The following is a 16,888-nucleotide window of genomic DNA, read 5'->3' on the forward strand; positions in this document are numbered from 1 at the left end:
CGTCCGAAGTCTCGCCCCAGTTTCACCCGGCCTCCTAACCGTCATAACCCGCACGGCCGCGAGGACCGCGAGAAGTCGGATGTTGGGACGAACCGGCGCGAGAGACTCTTCCAATCGCACACGATTGGTGAAGGATCGGGGGCGTCGCTGGACGATCCTCGTTGGTGGACGGGATCGAGGACGATCGCGGCGGTCCGTACGAAAGGGCCGAGGTCTCGATCCACGATCAAGGGCGCAAGGATGGTGCCCGAAGGGAGTGACAGGGATGTCTGATTCGCCTTCGATGGCGATCCTCACCGAAAGTCTGACCAAGATCTACCACGGGACGCGGATCGCGCTCTCGTGCGTCGACTTGCAGGTCGAGCCCGGGACGGTCCTCGGCATTCTCGGGCCCAACGGCGCGGGAAAGACGACCCTCGTGCGCCTTCTCATGGGACTGCACGTCGCGACCGCCGGTCGAGTCTACCTCTTCGGCGAGCGGATGGGCCCCAACGCCGCGGCACTGCGGCGCCGGATCGGCTATGTCCCCGCCCAGCCGAACTTTCCCCAATCGATGACCGCGGTCGACTACCTCGACTTCGTCGGACGCTTGGGAGGGATGCCGCGCAAGACGCGCCGGCCCGCTCTCGCGAAGCTGATCCGGGCGGTCGATCTGCAGAACCTCTCGGGGCAGCCGATTAGCCGGCTCTCGACCGGGCTGCTGGCGCGGCTCTCGCTCGCGGCGAGCTTGATCAACGATCCCGAGATTCTGGTCTGGGACGAGCCGTCGATGGGGCTCGATCCCGATGCGCGCCGGACGATGCTCGAACTGATCACCAATCTCGCCTCGTCGAAGACGCTCCTCCTGTGCAGTCATCACGTCTCGGAACTCAAGCAGGTCTGCGACCGGGCGATCGTCCTGCACGAGGGCAACCTTATCTACGACGGCGATGTCGAATCGCTGGGCGGGTCGGCCAACCCGAGTCTCGTCGAGATTGCCCTGGTCGGTGATCGCAAGACGATGACGGCGGCGGCGAAGATGATCGACGAGTTTGACGAGATCACGCGCTGCAAGTTCGCCAAGGGACGGATGTCGATCGAGATCCGGCCCGACGTCTCCTACGCCAACGTCTTAGCCCATGTCCTTTCGGTGCTGAGCGATCATCAATTGGAACTAGCCGAGCTTCAGGTCGGCGGCCAGCAGGCCGACGGGTCGTTGCTCGAACTTGCGATGGAAGAGGGGAGCCGTGGACTCACCCGTGCTTATCAATCCGTGGTGGACTAGGTTGCTGCCCGTCGGGGCGATCATGCGGGAGGATCTTCGCCAGACGCTGCGCCACTGGGCGTTCATCGCGTGGGCGGTCCTTTCGATCCTGGTGACCATCCTCGGCTTCGCGTCGGCCTCGGGCGACGCCGCGACCGGCGCGATGACGACCGCGCACTTCGCGGCTCGGCTGCTGACCTACCACATCCTGCTCTGGGCGGGTTTCGCGATCGCGCTGGGGGCGAGTTCGCTGCCGTCGGAGAGCCATCTTCTCGGCGACGCAATCCTTTGCCGAGGCATCAGTCGGTGGCACTACTTCGTCGGCAAGTGCGCCGCGCGGACCTCGGCGGTGCTGATCCTCTTCGGACTGCTGACCGTTCCCGCGATCGCGCTGGCGGCGGTCCGCTTCCCCAACGACATCGCCTGGAGCGGCGTGGGGGTCTCCCTGTTCCTCGTGGGGACACTGATGGCCGGGCTGACGCTCGTGAGCGCCTCCGCGGGCGTTTGGTTTCGCAGCCCCTTGATGAGTGTCGCGGCGGCGTTGATGGTCCTCTACGGCTTCGGGATCGTCGTCACCTCGCTTGAGATCGAAAGCCTCTCGCCCCTCGTCCTCGCCTATCACCTTCCCGAGATCCTTCGCGGCTCGACCGAGGCCTTGGCGTCCCATCATCTGGTCCCGACCTTGCTCATCGGCGCGGGTGTTTCGCTGCTCGGCTCGCTGATGTGCTTCGCGCAGAAGGATGTGTGAGGTCTCAGGGCGATCCATGGCACTGAATCGAGCCATCGCAACCGGCAGTCTCATTCTCTTCGGCTAGCCCCGGTTGCTCCGCTACCGGGGTGGCGCAGCCACAAGAAGTCGCGAATGACGGTTGAACTCAAAGACAATGGCGACAACGCGGTGGAGGTGTCCGCCCCAGACTTCCCATCATCCCGACCTTGCTCGTCGGCGCGGGGGTTTCGCTGCTCGGCTCGCTGATGTGCTTCGCGCAGAAGCATGTGTGAGGTCCCAGGGCGATCCATGGCACTGAATCGAGCCATCGCAACCGGCAGTCTCATTCTCTTCGGCTAGCCCCGGTTGCTCCGCTACCGGGGTTGCGCAGCCACAAGAAGTCGCGAATGACGGTTGAACTCAAAGATAATGGCGACAACGCGGTGGAGGTGTCCGCCCCAGACTTCCCATCATCCCGACCTTGCGCGTCGGCGCGGGGGTTTCGCTGCTCGGCTCGCTGATGCGCTTCGCGCAGAAGGATGTGTGAGGTCCCAGGGCGATCCATGGCACTGAATCGAGCCATCGCAACCGGCAGTCTCATTCTCTTCGGCTAGCCCCGGTTGCTCCGCTACCGGGGTGGCGCAGCCACAAGAAGTCGCGAATGACGGTTGAACTCAAAGATAATGGCGACAACGCGGTGGAGGTGTCCGCCCCAGACTTCCCACGTGCTGCGCACGCCCAGGTGGAATCAACCAACCCTTTCAACATCGCTTCGCGATCGGTTGAGCAAAGGGTGTTTGCCGGCAACGTCCCCAAGGGACGCTGGTTGCGGTATCTACTCCGCCTCCCTGGACTCCAACGACGGCATCCGATCTCCAGAGCCGCGAAGCGGCGGAGTTGAGTAGCCAGGGTTGGCAACCCCTGGAAATGATGCCGATCCATACATGAAGCCCCCAAAAGGGCGCAGGTGGTTCGAAGGCTACCGTCACCACCTTCGGGGCTCGAACCAAATCCCTTCAAAACCAGGGATTGAAATCCCTGGCGAGTAACCGTCGCGGCTGAGGCAGTTTCGGACCTGTTGGCAGATCAGAATCGATCGCCTAGGCGACCAATGGCAATGTTGAAAGGGTTGGCGGAATCAACCTGGGCAACCCTTGGGGAAGTAGGAGACGACAAACCAACCGCAAAAACGCGAACATGCCCACGACAAAGGTGGGCATGCAGGCAAATCGGTTGGTTGGTGCCGGCGAACTAGCGCGACATGAACTCGACGACGAGTCCGACTTCGATCGGCAGGCTGACGTCGGCGGGCATCGGGTAGCCGCTGACGATGACGCGGAGGTGCTCCGGCTCGGCGTTGAACCAACCGGCCGGCTCGACCCGCTCGGTCTCGGTCACGTCGCGGTACATGTTGTGGAGGTTCTTGCGCTCGCGGACGGTGATCACGTCGCCGGGCCGGACCAGGGCGGACGGCTTGTTCAGCTTGACGCCGTTGAGCTTGAAGTGGCAGTGAACGATGCCCTGGCGAGCCTGCGGACGGCTGTGAGCTAAGCCCGCGCGGCGGATGACGTTGTCAAGCCGACGCTCGCAGAGGAGCAGCATCAACTCTCCGGTGTTGCCCTTCATGCGGGTGGCCCGCTCGAAGTACCGGCGGAGCTGCTTCTCGCTCAGCCCATAGTAGTGCTTAATCTTCTGCTTTTCCGCGAGGCCGAGGGCGTAAGTCGACTGCTTCCCGCGCCGGGTGAACATGCCCGGGGGATAAGGACGCCGCTCGAGCGACCGGACCGCCCCGGACGACTCGTAAACCTGGGCATTCAATCGACGGTTGATTTTCGCTTTCGGGCCCGTGTACCGCATATTCGCTTCGCTCGCTCCACTTGCGGGTCAGCAACGTCGCGACCTCAAAGCACTGAGAGATCGCGAACTGGGAAACATCTTGATCTACGTATTGAAGAGGGCGAATTCAAGGGAACTCGCCAAAGGATTGCCGTCCAACCTCTTGTTGGAACCGACTCAGTCTCTGCGTCCCCCCTTTTCCAAGGGGGCAGCGATCGGAATGGCCTTCCGACAATAGGGCACACGTTCCGCCCCAGCATCGTCGGAAGAGCGTCCCAGGACGGTTGATCCGTTTTCCCTTGGGACCTATCCATAGATAGTGAAGAGGCGTCTCGATGTCGACCAGACCGGTCGCCGAGAGGCAACATTGTCGATCCGCTGGCTGAACCCCGGCTGGCCCGTTCTCTCCAACTGTTGTCGTATCAAACCCTTACGCCTCCCCCAACGGGACGACGCGTGGGGAGTCCAGAAAGTGGTGGCTCCGGTGGACAGCAATCAAACCGCAACCCGCAAGCTCTACCTCGAAACCGTCGGCTGCCAAATGAACGTGCTCGACAGCGAGCTAGTCGTCGGCGGCCTGCGCCAGGCGGGCTACGAACTGACGCACAACGCGAAAGAAGCCGACACGATCCTCTTCAACACCTGTAGCGTTCGCCAGCATGCCGAGGACAAGATCTACAGCGCCCTGGGTCGACTCAAGCGAGCCAAGAACCAACGCCCCGACCTCGTCATCGGCGTTCTCGGCTGCATGGCCCAAAAGGACCAACAGAAGATCTTCTCCCGCGCCCCGCACGTCGATCTGATCTGTAGCCCCGGCCAACTGGCCCGCGTGCCGGAGATGATCGACGAGGCCCGCACCAGCCGCCGACAGCTTGCCGCCCTGGGCCTCGGGCGCAAGGAAGGGCCGACGCTGCAGATCCTCGGCAGTTTCGAAAGCTACGACCCGTTGCGCGAGCCGGGACTTCGGCCAACGCCATTTCAAGCCTACGTGCGGCTCATGATGGGTTGCGACAAGTTCTGCACCTACTGCATCGTGCCGATGGTGCGGGGGCCGGAACAGGGCCGGCCGCCGGAGTCGATCGTCGAGGAAGTCCGCCGACTCGTCGGAGAGGGCTGCCGCGAGATCACCTACCTGGGCCAGACCGTCAACAGCTACAAGTATCAGCACGAGGATGGCCGGACCTATCGGCTATCGGACCTGCTGGCGATGGTCCACGACTTCGAGGGGCTCGATCGCATCAAGTTCATCACCAACTACCCGAAGGACATGACCGACGACTTGCTGGAGGCCGTTCGCGATCTGCCGAAAGTCTCGTCGTACCTCCATGTCCCGTCGCAGTCGGGATGCGACGAGGTGCTCAAGGCGATGAAACGGGGTTACACCGACGGCGAATACCGCGAAATGCTCCACCGGATCCACGAAACCATTCCCGACGCGGCGGTTTCGAGCGACTTCATCGTCGGCTTCCCCGGAGAGACCGACGCGTCATTCGAGAAGACTTGCGACCTGGTGCGTGACGCCCGCTTTAAGAACTCGTTCATCTTCAAGTACAGCCCCCGCGAGGGAACCAAGGCCTTTCCGCTCCCCGACGATGTCCCCGAGGATGTCAAAAAGGAGCGAAACAACGAACTGCTCGCCATCCAAAGCGCGATCAGTGCCGAGGACAACGAGCGTTTCGTCGGCCAGATCGTCGACATCCTCGTCGAGGGCCCAAGCAAGACGTCGCTGAAAGTCGACGACGAGTCGCCTGTCCGGCAGATGTCCGGCCGCACCCACAACGACTACATCGTCGTCTACGAGGGCAACCAGCGGCAAGCGGGGCAGATTCTCCCGGTCCGCATCGTCGACGCGACCCCGCACACCCTCTTCGGCGAAGTCGTCACCCACGAACTCGTCTCGATCGGCTGAGGTCTTGCGATAGATTTCGCCATCCCTGAGTGGCCCCGAATCAAAGGCGTTTCCCGCATGCCCACGGCGAGTGTGCGCATGGCACCCGAGAGACTTTTGGTCAATGACCTGACCAATCAGCACCGAGTCCAGTGATCGGTCGAGTGCCTGCGGAGGGAACCTTGAGCGCCGGCGTCGTGTCGTGTCATTGTCGCACCACCTGGAGGTAGCGACTGCCACCCCCGTCAACACGATGCGCCGAGGATCACCATGCCTGACGACTCCGTTCCGCTTTTTCTGGTGGATGCGTTCACGCCGAGTCCCTTCGCGGGCAACCCCGCGGGAATTTGCCTCCTTCCCCATTGGTTCGAGGAGCGTCAACTCCAAACCATCGCAATGGAGATGAACCAGTCGGAGACGGCGTTCCTCGTCGGCGAGGGCAATCGCTACGACTTGCGCTGGTTCACGCCGACGTCGGAGGTCGATCTCTGTGGTCACGCGACCCTCGCCTCGGCTCACCTTCTGTGGGAAGAGGGGCTCGCGGACGGAGATCAGGAGATTCAATTCGAGACGCGAAGCGGCCGGCTCACCGCGTACCGACGTGAAGATGTGTACGAACTCGACTTCCCCGCAGATGTAGTAGAAGAGACGTCGCCTCTGGATGGCCTGCTGGAGGCGTTGGGCGTGTCGGCTCGTTTCGTGGGCCGGGCGAAGTTCGATCTCCTCGTGGAAGTCGGCACGGAAGCGGAACTGCTTCAGATTGCCCCCGATTTTCGCCGTTTGGCGAGCATTCCGACGCGAGGCGTCATCGTGACGTGTGCCTCGGAGCGTCCCGCATTCGACTTTCTCTCGCGGTTCTTCGCACCGGCGTTCGGCATCGACGAGGACCCGGTGACGGGCTCCGCGCACTGTTGTCTCGGGCCGTTCTGGGCCGAACGACTCAATCGGGAGGTGGTTCGGGGTTACCAGGCTTCTCAACGAGGAGGTGTCGTCTCCGTCCGCGTTAGGGGGCCACGGGTCTTGCTCGGCGGGGAGGCGGTGACGGTCCTCCGCGGAGAACTGCCTCCACTCGCGTGAGACAGGAACCCGATGACGGAAGTTCCGGGGCCAAAACCTTTTGAGAATCACGAGCCATCATCTATTCTGATCATTGGGGAAACACGTACTCACGCGGCCGCGTCCAGGCCTCCATTCTTCCTGGGGGAAACCGATCATGCTCATTTCTCGGCGTCGAGGGTTTACCCTCGTCGAGTTGCTCGTCGTCATCGCCATCATCGGCGTCCTGGTCGCGTTGCTTCTTCCGGCAGTGCAGCAAGCGCGCGAAGCCGCTCGCCGTTCGCAGTGCTCCAACAACATCAAGCAGCTCGGGACCGCACTGGCAAATTACCACGAGACGCACAGCATCTTGCCCCGCGGCAATTTCGAGAAAGGCAACTACGTCGCTGGAGACGGGAATTGGTCGTACAAAGCGTTCTCGGCTCACGCAATGCTGCTACCGTTCCTCGATCAGGAACAGATCTACAATCGGTTCAACTTCGATCTCAACGTCGAGGAAGCTCCCAACAACCGTGTGCGAATGGCCCAAATTCCGACCTTCCTCTGCCCATCGGACACCAATCGCATTCCCAACACCAGTGTCGGCAGCCGCAACCATGGCCCGGGCAACAGCTACGTCTTCTCCGCGGGTCCATCGGTCTTTTTGTTTTCCGGGAACCACCGGCGGCCCGCCCATGCCAACGATCGTCAACCAGGCCCACCAGGTCGGGATGTTCAACTATCGGGTGGCGGTCTCCTACCGCGACATCACCGACGGATTGAGCAAGACGATCGCCGCGTCGGAGCTGATCCATGGCGACGGCGAGAACTCAACCTACACGCACGGCGATCTCGTTCGCGGTGCCGCGAGGCCCGGCGGCTTCCCCCATTCGTTCCCGACCACGGCTCAAATCGATGCGTGGGGAGCGACAGCTTCCTCGCGTACGGGGGTGACCGGCACCGGATCGCCGCGCGGCGATACCGGGGCGAACTGGGTGCGTGGCGAACTGAGCCAGACGATCTTCAACACCCTGTTGACCCCGAACTCACCGAGCCCTTCTTGCATCATCTGCTCGTCCTGTAGCGCCAGCGACGGGTACGGCATGATCGCGGCGCGCAGTCGGCATCCGGGCGGCGTTCACGTCATGATGGGGGACGGGTCGACGCGGTTTGTCTCCGACACGATTGATGGCCAGACCTGGCAGTTCCTCGGCTCGGTCAGCGACGGCGAGATCGTCCAGGACTATTGAGCGGCCGGGGAGGACATCGCGACGCGTGGAGCTTCGGGGAAACATTGCCTTCTTCGTATGCGTACGCGAGCGCCATCCGAGGGAGGCCTACGCGAGCGTGTGCAGGGCACCCGGAACCCGGAGACTGCGGGGCGCTAGCCACGATCCGAGCACGCCCTTAGTTCTCGTGCTCGTCGAGCTCTTCGGGGGCGTCGGGGAAGTGCCGTTGGCGCAGGGGCAGCCGTAGCGAGAAAGTGGTCCCTTTACCGATCTCCGTTTCGAAGTCGAGCCGGCCATCGTGCTGCTCGACGATCCGCCGGGCAATCGCCAGCCCGAGCCCCGTCCCCTCGCCGACCCCCTTGGTGGTGAAAAACGGATCGAAGATCATGTCGTGGATCTTCGGATCGATTCCCGGACCGTTGTCGGCGATCTCCACCAAGGCCCCGGTCTCGTCGGCGTCGAGACGGACGCGCACCTCGCCGTGCGTCCCCACCGCCTGAATCGCGTTGGAGATGAGGTTCATCAACACCTGGTTGATCTGTCCGCCGTTGCACTCGATCAGCGGACAGTCCTTGAGTTCGCACGTCAAGTCGACATCGTTCTTCCGCATCGGGCGCAACATCACCAGCGTCGAGTCGATCCCCGCCTTGAGATCGAACATCGTCAGGTTGTCGCGACTGTCGACACGGGAATAGTCCCGGAGTGTCGAGATGAGTCGGCTGATCCGCTGCATCCCACCGCGGGCCGAATCGACCAGCCCGCGAATCTCGGTGGCCGCCTCGTCGGCGCTGAAGCGGTCGCGAAGCTGCCGCGACTGTTCGGGGGTCGCTCCCGAGGATTGGGCAAGCTCGTCACACGCGGCGGTGTAGCCGACCAGATCGTCGACGTCTCGGACCATCGCCGCTAGGTTGGTGATCACGAAGGCGACCGGATTGTTGATCTCGTGGGCGAGCCCCGCGACGATCTGGCCGGTGGTCGCCATCTTCTCGGTATGGACGAGGAGGGCCTCGGCATCCTTGAGCTCGGCGTAGGCTCGCGTCAGTTCCTGATTGCGTTCCTCAAGCTCCTTGGCCTGCTCGGCGAGTAGCTTCGCTTGGCGGGAACGCTCTTCCTCGGCGCGAACCCGGGCGGTGACATCGGCGAAAATGCCAATGAGCCCAACCACGGTTTCTCCATCGAGTACGGGAGCCTTGGTCACCTCGACGTAGCGAATGAAGCCACCGACGCCGTGATGTTCGATGAGGGTCACGGTGCGTCGACTCTGCATCACGCGTTCGTCGTCGGCTTGGTACTTCGAGGCGAGATCCTCGGAATAGAGATCGAAGTCGGTCTTGCCGATCAACTCGTCGGGACTGGCGCCGACTTCGGCGGCGAAGGCCTCGTTGACGCGAACGAAGCGTGAGGCGCGGTCCTTGAGAAACGCCTTCTGCGGTAAGCTGGCAAGGAGCAGTCGATGGTCGTGATCACTGTGGCGAACCCGATCGAGTTCGGCTTCGAGTTCGCGAATGCGCTCGCGCAAGGCTTCCGGACTGTCGAGAGCGTCGGTCTCCCCTTCGCGCATCGCCCCGGACATCTGATTCCCTTTTTCTTCCCGAGCAAGATCGAACGATTTGATGTGCCTACCATTTCCGACGAACGCCTCAGTCGGGCTGAAGCGGCCGAAAGCCACTCCTCCCACCCTTTCGTCGGCCATGCCGTCTCTTGTTGTAACGTTCCCGGCGTGCAGTTGCGACAGGAGCTTTGCCTATGAAGACCGAATACTCCTCTCCTAGTGACCAGATCGGCAAGTTTGCTGAATGAAACCTCGTTCCCAATCGTGCGGAAGTGTGCAGGATCAGAGGCGCCGCCCGCATGCCCACGGCAAGCGTGGGGATGGCACCCGAGAGTCTCTTGGGCGATGAAATCACCGATCAGGGCAATAGTGCTCTGCTCCAACTTGAAGTTGGTGTTCGTGCAACCCCAACCCTTTGTCACTGGCTGACAAGCAGCCCGTGACACCCCAAAAGGTAGATCGACCAGCGCACTAGGTTCCGATCGGCTCGGTCTCCCAGCCGCTCACTCGATCGAGCAACCGCTGCCAGCGGACGAGGGCGGCTTCTCGATCGGCGAACGCTCGACGTTCGATCGCGAGCCATTCACGCCATCGCAGCGTCGCGATGAGCGTCCCAGTGATGTCGAGACGCCAAGCCAACCGAACCGTCTCGTCGTCGATCGAACGCACTTGTCGATAGGCCGTGATCGCGGATCTCCAACGCTCGGGCTGATCGGGAACGAGACTTCCCACCAGCCGGGCAAGATCACAGGCCACCGAGTCAATGCCGACGGCACCAAAGTCGATGATGCCGCTGACCTCATCGCCCGCGAAGAGCACGTGCTCGCGATGGATGTCGCGAAGCACCAGGGCGGGGACGATGGACGCTTCCTCGCCCAGCAGACGCCGCATCGACGTGTCAAGTCGCCGGAGTTGCTCGAGCGTGCGTCGGGCGAGATCGCGGCAATCCTCGTCAACGACCACCGGCGGCTGGCGTAGCACTTGATGCAGCCGGGTATATTCTCGGCGGCGCCGTTCGAGGGCGGGGCAGGCCACTCGCTCCCCCTCTCGCCGGGCATGAAGAACCGAACGTGGAGCGAGCCATTGCTCCCCAGAGGAAAGCGGCAAGCGCTCGCCGACTTCGTGGAAGTGCGCCAGTGCCCGCAGCGCCGCGTCCAGCCGCGCGTCGGAAATGGCGTTCCCTCGTTCGGGTTCGCCGAGGCGCCACGTGCAAAGTTCCCAGCGGCTTCCCGCGATCGCGCAGCAGGTTGTCCCGTGCGTGTCCGCGATGGGCGAGGGATGAAGTAAGAATGATGCCTCGTCCAAACCGCGAAGCAGCCGGTGGATTCCCTCGACCCGGTCCCGAGGAACATGGTTGGGCCATCGACGCAGCGCCGCGAGGCCGGCCTCGCTTTCGACGCACCATACGTTGCTACCGCTGAAAGCGTTCTTTGAAACGACGGCCGTGATTCGCCTTGGCTTCCATCGGGCGCCGTAGCGAAGGAGGATCTCTTCGACCGAACCGTCCATCAACGCGTCAGCCCTCTTGCGGCAAGACGATCACCTTGCCGAAAGGGCTCGCGCTCAGATGCTCGAACGCGGACTGATACTCGCCGAGCGGAAAGGTACGATCGACAAGGGGTCGCTGGCCGGTCGTGTCGAGGGCGGAGGCGATCTGCTCCCAATTCGACTGCGCGTGCCGCACGCTATCGTCGGTGACGAGAACACCTTCCACGCGGGCCCGTTTGAAGAGCAGCGACGGAATCGAAATCCGTCCCTCGACCCCAGCAAGCAGCCCGACGACAGCGACCGCGCCTCCCTTGCCCAGGAGATGAACCGCCGTCGCGAGCGAGTCTCCCCCGACGTTCTCGACGACGAGATCGACCCCTTGGCGCTCGACGTCCCGAAAAACCTCCTTCTTGAGGTCCTCGCGTTGTGGATCGAGGGCGAAATGGGCGCCATTCCCGAGAAGTCGTTGGCGTTTGGACTCCGATCGGGAGAGAGCGACGACCTTTGCGCCAAGTCCCACCGCCAACTGAACGGCCGCGGTCCCAACGCCGCCCGAAGCTCCCGTGATGAGGACAACCTCGCCCTGGGAGATGGGACGAACGTGCATGAGGGCTTGCCACGCCGTCAGGTAGGTCAGCGCCGTCGCCCCTTCGGTGAAACTCCATTTGTCGGGCAGGGGGGCGAGTAGATCGGATTGGATCCGCTGCCGCTGAGCGAGCGTCCCGTCGGCGAGGTTCGTCGTCGAAGCCTGCAACACCACAACTCGGTCACCGGACTTCCAGCGTCCGGAGTCATCGCGAAGTACCACGCCAGCGGCGTCCCGACCCGCGACGAACGGCGGTTTCGGCCCGCCGGGATAGCTCCCCTCGATCAGGAATCGGTCCGCGGGATTGAGCCCCGTCGCGTGAATCTCGACGAGGGCCTCGCCCGACTGAGGCATCGGTTCATCGGTCTCGACGAGACGGGTCTGATCCCATCCTCCAGGCGGAGATGTGTGAATGGCTTTCATCGTGGGTCCTTTGATCGTGTCGCCTCGCCAGATGAGACGTGATGTCGAGAGACGGTCTCGCGAGTCAGTCGCGGAGGGCAATCGTCGGGAGCGTGGCCAACCGCCAAACTCACTCGACCCTCACTCTAGTGGGTCCCGACCATGCCTTCATGGTACATCCATACGGGGGACCTCTAGAAAGCCCCCCTTCTTCAAGTGACAGGCGAACCCTTCGGGGGCCTGTTTCATCTGCGCGATGCCGAGGAAGTGGTCGTCGCTGGTGAACGCGGCGCACTCTTGCCCGGCGCGAAGCGTCGACTCCGCTTGCGCGACGTGTTGGCCCTGGGAAAATGCCCAAGTCTTCTCCGGAGCGATCACGAGTCGCGGAAGATGCTCCACACCCTTTTCCAGCGGCTCGATCTTCTCCCTCCACGCCCCCGTGGAGAGCTCGTCGATCGTCACGGCACGCTCGGCGACAAACGATCCAATCGCCGTCCGGCGCAGCGCGGACATCAGTCCCCCCGTGCCAAGTCGCTCACCAAGATCGCGAGCCAAGGAGCGGATGTAGGTACCACTACCGCATTCGATACGCAGCCGGAGCCTCGGTAGTTCCAACCCCAGAAGGGTGATGGCGTGGATGGTCACCGGCCGAGCGTTAAGCACGACCTCTTCGCCGCGCCGCGCCAAGTCGTAGGCTCGACGCCCCTCAAGTTTGAGAGCCGAGTAGGCGGGCGGCACCTGGTCGATCGTTCCCACAAACGGTTCGAGGGCTTTGCGAATGGTCGCCTCGTCGGGCATGACGACATCCTCGCGAACGTGCACCTCTCCCTCGATGTCATCGGTGTCGCTCGTCGCCCCTAGCTGGAACTCGGCCTCGTAGGTCTTCGGCATCCGCTGCACGTACTCGACCAGGCGCGTCGCTCGGCCGATCGCGGTGACGAGAACGCCGGTGGCGAGCGGGTCGAGGGTGCCGGCATGGCCGACCTTTCGCGTGCCGACGCAACGACCGACGATGTCGACGACGCGGCGCGAACTCATCGCGCCGGGCTTATCAATCGCAAGATAGAAACTGTCCATGATAGACTCGATTGTAAGAGCGGCCGCCCCTTGTTGGGAGTGCCGAAAATCGGTCCAGACCCTCCTTTCCCGTGACACCGGGTTCGAGGGCGGAGCGCGACCGGACGCAAGTACCGCGTTGGAACCGGTTCTGCTGCATCATGGCATGGATGATACGGAGGAAGCAATCGCGCGAAGATCGTCGAGAAGTCGCGGAAATTCTGGAGAAAATCGTCTCGGAAATCGCGGTTCGGCCAGCGTACCAACGATAGGTCGCCTAGGATTCAGTAGATGCGGAATGAGACCTTTTCTCTTGAACAATTTTGACAACTTGCGACAGTCGCCTCGCCGTTTGCCCATGTACTAGTGGGCGAGGCCACCGGGGCCTTGGCATCGTTGGCGCGAGGACATGACAAGCGTCTGCTCACATGCAGCGAAAGGGGGGGGCATCATGAGCGAAGCCCTGATCAAAGTGGCCGTCTGCCTGGGAGGAGTCTGGCAAATTCGCGAGAAGCGGGTCGCCAGCGAGTTCGTGGACGAGCAGGAAGCCGAGCGACTCGCTCGCGAAGTGATCGTTCCCGACGATGTCGACGGCATCGTCTCGGTTTCGGTACCGGGCTGGAAGATCTTCTTTCGTATCAGCCTGGAACGCTTCTACGGGATCGGTCTGACCCAGATCACTGAAGCCGAGCAGCGCGATCACGCGGAACGTCTCTTCAACGAGACGGCATCATCCTGATTGAGCGAATGTGTCGACCACTTTTCAGCCGAAGGGCACTCGTCGGAATAGAACAAGCCGTGGCGAAGGTGATCAAGACTGGCCCACGGAGTGAGTTCGAAGGACGAGGTGGATGACGCAACGAGTGCTGATCTTGTGTACGGGCAATTCGTGCCGGTCCCAAATGGCCGAGGGACTCTGGCGTGAACGAGCGAACGAGCAGTGGGAGGCGCTCTCGGCGGGCTCTCGCCCCGCGGGTTATGTCCACCCGCTTGCCGTCAAGGTCATGGACGAGGTCGGAGTCGACATCCGCAATCAGGAGAGCAAGCCAATCTCCGCGTTGGCGGGAAAGTCCTTCGACTTGGTCGTGACTGTTTGCGACTCGGCCAAGGAGACCTGCCCGGTCATGCCCGGGGCGAAGAAGTGGCTCCATTGGTCCTTTACCGACCCGGCCGACGCCGAAGGTGACGACGACACCAAGCTCGAGGCCTTTCGCGAGGTTCGCGACCAGATCAATTCGCGAATCGAGAAGTTCCTCGCCGACGGCGTCTGACGATCGCCAGGTTGGCCGCCTGATCCTCCAGGCCGACCGCGTGACACTGGTCGCTTGCCGACCCGCGACCTCGCTCAGCGTTCGAGGCGACCTTCCACATAGTGCCTCACTTCGTCCGCCGAGTCGAAACGACACGCTTCCTTGGCCCACGTTTCGGCTCGCTTGACATCGAGAGCGCGGATCGCCTCTTTGACGCGTGGAACCGCGGGCGGACTCACACTCACTTCCCGAACGCCCAACCCGACAAGCAGCGGCACCGCGAGCGGATCGGCGGCAACCTCCCCGCAGACACACACCGGGCGCCCCGCCGCCTTCCCGGCGATCACCACCCGCCGAACCATGCTCAGCACGGCCGGGTGCAGCGCATCGACCAGCGACGCGACATGGGCGTTGGTCCGATCGGCGGCCATCGCGTATTGACTCAGATCGTTGGTCCCGATCGATACGAACGAGACCTCTTCGAGCAGATGCTCGATCAGTTCGACCGCCGAGGGAACCTCGACCATGATGCCGAGCTTGATCTTCGCATCGTGGGCGAGTCCTTCCTTCTCGAGTTCGGAAAGGGCCTCGACAAAGACCTGCTTGGCGAGGTGAACTTCGTGAGACGACGCGATCATCGGCAACATCACGCTCAGCGGTCCGTGCGAAGCTGCGCGAAAGATCGCTCGAAAATGTGTCTTGAACATCGCTTGCTGCTCGAGACACCAGCGAATCCCGCGCTGTCCCAGCAACGGATTGGCCTCCCTGCCGAACTTCCAGTAGGGAACCGGTTTGTCGCCGCCGATGTCCAACGTCCTGACGACCAGATGACGTCCCGCGGCGGCTTCGACGATCTCCTTGAGGGATGCGTATTGCTCCTCCTCGGTTGGCGCGTCGCGTCGCGTCCGAAAGAGAAACTCGGTCCGGAGGAGTCCGATCCCTTCGGCGCCCGACTCGATCGCCGCGCAAGTCGTGGCCAGGTCGGCGACGTTCGCCAAGACCCGCATCGCGACCCCGTCACGCGTCACCGCCGGTTCCAGGGACTTCGCGCGCGCCTCGGCCAATTGTCGGCGCAACTCTTCCGCGCTGGCTCGCAACGTCCGAAGATTCGCGTCGTCGGGTTCGGGAAAAAAGTAGCCTCGATGACCATCAACTGCCACCAACGTGTCGAGGCTGATCGTGCGCAAGGAGCGACCGATCCCCATCACCGCGGGAATGCCACGAGCCCGCGCCATGATCGCCGCATGGGAGGTTGGGCCCCCACGGGCGAGAGCAATCCCGAGAACCTTCTCGGCGGGCAACCGCGCGATCACCGAGGGGTCGAGCTCGTCCGCGAGCAGAATGTGGGGTTCCTCGAGCGTGGGCGGAGCGACGTCGAGTCCCGCCAACAGACAGAGCACCCGCCGACCGACTTCGCGAATGTCGCCGCCACGTTCGCGGGTGTACTGGTCCTCGGACGACTCGTAGCGAACGCACGCGTCCTGGATGGCCCATTGCCATGCCGACTCGGCGTTGACCCGTTCGGCGATGATGCGGTGGTGAGCCTTGCCCACCAGGACCGGATCGACGAGAAAGAGCTCGTACGCCACCATGAGCTGGGACGTCGCCCGATCCGAGGAGGCTTCGCCAGCCCGCCGCAGTGAATCGATCTCTCGCCGTGCTTGCTCGATCGCGCGCCGCAACCGCTCCCATTCGGCCCCGACATCGTCAACCGTTCGCCGGACCACCTCGGGCTCGGCGGGCGACCAAAAGATTGCTGGACCAATCGCGACGCCGTCGGAGGCGGCGACACCGACAAGCACCCCTTGCGGTCGTTCCCCCTCCTCCTCGGATCCGTCCTGCGGAGCCGACTCGTCCCACTCGTCGAAGGATCGCTCAAAGAGCTCTCGCAGAGCTACCAACGCGTCGTCCGCATCGGGGCCGTCGGCGGTGATCGCCACCCGATCGTTCTGGCCAACCCCGAGCGTCGACACCTCGGTCAAGCTTCGAGCACTGACGCTGGGACTCTCGGGACGCTCGACATTTCGAACGCTGATGGTCGATTGAAACCGGCTCGCCGCCTGCACCAACTGGGCCGCTGGCCGCATGTGCAGTCCGTTGGCCCCTCGCATGGTGACGGTGACTTCGGAGGCGCCGGAAGCAGGTTGGGCGCCCTCGACTTCCTCGACGGAAACGTCCTGCCCCATCTGACGGGCTTTGGCCGAGAAACTCCGCGTTGCCTCCCGAATCACTGTTTCGAGATCGCCCCCCGACGAAGCGGTCACTCCGGCGGCGACCGCCCCCTCCACCAACGGGGCGGCACAGATGCGAACGTTCCCATGGAGATTCGGCGGCAACAATTCGATCGCCGTCTCCGCGCTCAGGATGGCGGAGCCCATATCGACCAGGAGGACCACGCCATCGGCGGGGCCGACCTGTTCGATGGCCGCATGGATCTTCGTCGCGTCGGTTCCAAGAGGCTGGTCCGGATCGTCGGTTCCCCCCGCGGCCGCGATTGACACGCCCCCGGGACAGGCCTGCCGCACGAGCTCGCAAACGCCTTGGGCCAAGACGTGGCTGTGACTGACGATGACGATACCGACCATGAAAACAATTCTTCCCGACGCGAGAGAGC

At 63.0% G+C, this 16,888-nt stretch carries 12 protein-coding genes and 1 pseudogene; 7 read left to right on the forward strand and 6 right to left on the reverse strand.

Going from position 1 to position 16,888, the window contains the following annotated elements:
• Positions 1 to 265: 265 nt before the first annotated feature.
• Both Pan216_RS28625 and Pan216_RS25955 read left to right on the forward strand, forming a co-directional pair.
• Entirely contained in the window at positions 266 to 1,264 is a 999-nt protein-coding gene (locus tag Pan216_RS28625) for an ABC transporter ATP-binding protein (RefSeq protein WP_419193013.1), read from the forward strand.
• On the forward strand, positions 1,239 to 1,991 hold the full coding sequence (locus tag Pan216_RS25955) for a hypothetical protein (protein ID WP_145262813.1): 753 nt from the start codon (positions 1,239 to 1,241) through the stop codon (positions 1,989 to 1,991). The genes Pan216_RS28625 and Pan216_RS25955 overlap by 26 nt, the downstream gene beginning before the upstream one ends.
• 1,212 nt (positions 1,992 to 3,203) lie before the next feature.
• On the opposite strand, the gene rpsD is transcribed toward Pan216_RS25955, so the two are convergent.
• A complete protein-coding gene (gene rpsD, locus Pan216_RS25960; protein ID WP_419193014.1) occupies positions 3,204 to 3,770 on the reverse strand; it encodes a 30S ribosomal protein S4 in 567 nt (188 codons plus the stop codon).
• Between the two features lie 490 nt (positions 3,771 to 4,260).
• On the opposite strand from rpsD, the gene miaB reads away from it, so the two are divergent.
• The 3 genes and pseudogenes from miaB (at position 4,261) to Pan216_RS25975 (ending at position 7,961) form a co-directional block, all read left to right on the forward strand.
• Positions 4,261 to 5,697, forward strand: coding sequence for a tRNA (N6-isopentenyl adenosine(37)-C2)-methylthiotransferase MiaB (gene miaB / locus Pan216_RS25965; RefSeq protein WP_419193015.1), 1,437 nt, complete (start codon positions 4,261 to 4,263; stop codon positions 5,695 to 5,697).
• A gap of 249 nt (positions 5,698 to 5,946) precedes the next feature.
• Positions 5,947 to 6,753 (forward strand): PhzF family phenazine biosynthesis protein, encoded by an 807-nt coding sequence (locus Pan216_RS25970; protein ID WP_145262818.1) that lies wholly within the window; start codon positions 5,947 to 5,949, stop codon positions 6,751 to 6,753.
• A gap of 136 nt (positions 6,754 to 6,889) precedes the next feature.
• Positions 6,890 to 7,961: pseudogene (locus Pan216_RS25975) on the forward strand (DUF1559 family PulG-like putative transporter).
• A gap of 157 nt (positions 7,962 to 8,118) precedes the next feature.
• Here Pan216_RS25975 and Pan216_RS25980 read toward each other — a convergent pair.
• The 4 genes from Pan216_RS25980 to truB form a co-directional block, all read right to left on the reverse strand.
• Positions 8,119 to 9,513 carry a sensor histidine kinase gene (locus tag Pan216_RS25980; protein WP_419193016.1) on the reverse strand — a complete coding sequence of 465 codons (1,395 nt, stop codon included), beginning with the start codon at positions 9,511 to 9,513 and terminating at the stop codon, positions 8,119 to 8,121.
• A 450-nt stretch (positions 9,514 to 9,963) separates the two neighbouring features.
• A complete protein-coding gene (locus Pan216_RS25985) occupies positions 9,964 to 11,001 on the reverse strand; it encodes a phosphotransferase enzyme family protein (RefSeq protein ID WP_145262822.1) in 1,038 nt (345 codons plus the stop codon).
• Positions 11,002 to 11,008: 7 nt separating this feature from the next.
• Positions 11,009 to 11,989, reverse strand: a complete 981-nt coding sequence (locus Pan216_RS25990; protein WP_145262824.1) for a quinone oxidoreductase family protein — start codon at positions 11,987 to 11,989, stop codon at positions 11,009 to 11,011.
• 147 nt (positions 11,990 to 12,136) lie between these two features.
• Positions 12,137 to 13,045 (reverse strand): tRNA pseudouridine(55) synthase TruB, encoded by a 909-nt coding sequence (truB, locus tag Pan216_RS25995; protein ID WP_145262826.1) that lies wholly within the window; start codon positions 13,043 to 13,045, stop codon positions 12,137 to 12,139.
• 430 nt (positions 13,046 to 13,475) lie between these two features.
• Here truB and Pan216_RS26000 point away from each other — a divergent pair, with 430 nt between their 5' ends.
• Both Pan216_RS26000 and Pan216_RS26005 read left to right on the forward strand, forming a co-directional pair.
• On the forward strand, positions 13,476 to 13,763 hold the full coding sequence (locus Pan216_RS26000) for a hypothetical protein (RefSeq protein WP_145262828.1): 288 nt from the start codon (positions 13,476 to 13,478) through the stop codon (positions 13,761 to 13,763).
• A gap of 112 nt (positions 13,764 to 13,875) precedes the next feature.
• Positions 13,876 to 14,295, forward strand: a complete 420-nt coding sequence (locus tag Pan216_RS26005) for an arsenate reductase ArsC (protein ID WP_145262830.1) — start codon at positions 13,876 to 13,878, stop codon at positions 14,293 to 14,295.
• Between the two features lie 74 nt (positions 14,296 to 14,369).
• On the opposite strand, the gene ptsP is transcribed toward Pan216_RS26005, so the two are convergent.
• Positions 14,370 to 16,859: a phosphoenolpyruvate--protein phosphotransferase gene (gene ptsP / locus Pan216_RS26010; protein WP_145262831.1), complete on the reverse strand. Its 2,490-nt coding sequence runs from the start codon at positions 16,857 to 16,859 to the stop codon at positions 14,370 to 14,372.
• Positions 16,860 to 16,888 lie beyond the last annotated feature (29 nt).

The sequence above is a fragment of the Kolteria novifilia genome (assembly GCA_007748055.1).
Classification (GTDB): domain Bacteria; phylum Planctomycetota; class Planctomycetia; order Kolteriales; family Kolteriaceae; genus Kolteria; species Kolteria novifilia.

Coding starts and splice junctions, on each gene's coding strand:
- Pan216_RS28625 (WP_419193013.1), top strand. CDS start 266: ATGTCTGATTCGCCTTCGATGGCGATCCTCACCGAAAGTCTGACCAAG.
- Pan216_RS25970 (WP_145262818.1), top strand. CDS start 5,947: ATGCCTGACGACTCCGTTCCGCTTTTTCTGGTGGATGCGTTCACGCCG.
- Pan216_RS25980 (WP_419193016.1), bottom strand. CDS start 9,513: ATGTCCGGGGCGATGCGCGAAGGGGAGACCGACGCTCTCGACAGTCCG.
- Pan216_RS25985 (WP_145262822.1), bottom strand. CDS start 11,001: ATGGACGGTTCGGTCGAAGAGATCCTCCTTCGCTACGGCGCCCGATGG.
- Pan216_RS25990 (WP_145262824.1), bottom strand. CDS start 11,989: ATGAAAGCCATTCACACATCTCCGCCTGGAGGATGGGATCAGACCCGT.
- truB (WP_145262826.1), bottom strand. CDS start 13,045: ATGGACAGTTTCTATCTTGCGATTGATAAGCCCGGCGCGATGAGTTCG.
- Pan216_RS26000 (WP_145262828.1), top strand. CDS start 13,476: ATGAGCGAAGCCCTGATCAAAGTGGCCGTCTGCCTGGGAGGAGTCTGG.
- Pan216_RS26005 (WP_145262830.1), top strand. CDS start 13,876: ATGACGCAACGAGTGCTGATCTTGTGTACGGGCAATTCGTGCCGGTCC.
- ptsP (WP_145262831.1), bottom strand. CDS start 16,859: ATGGTCGGTATCGTCATCGTCAGTCACAGCCACGTCTTGGCCCAAGGC.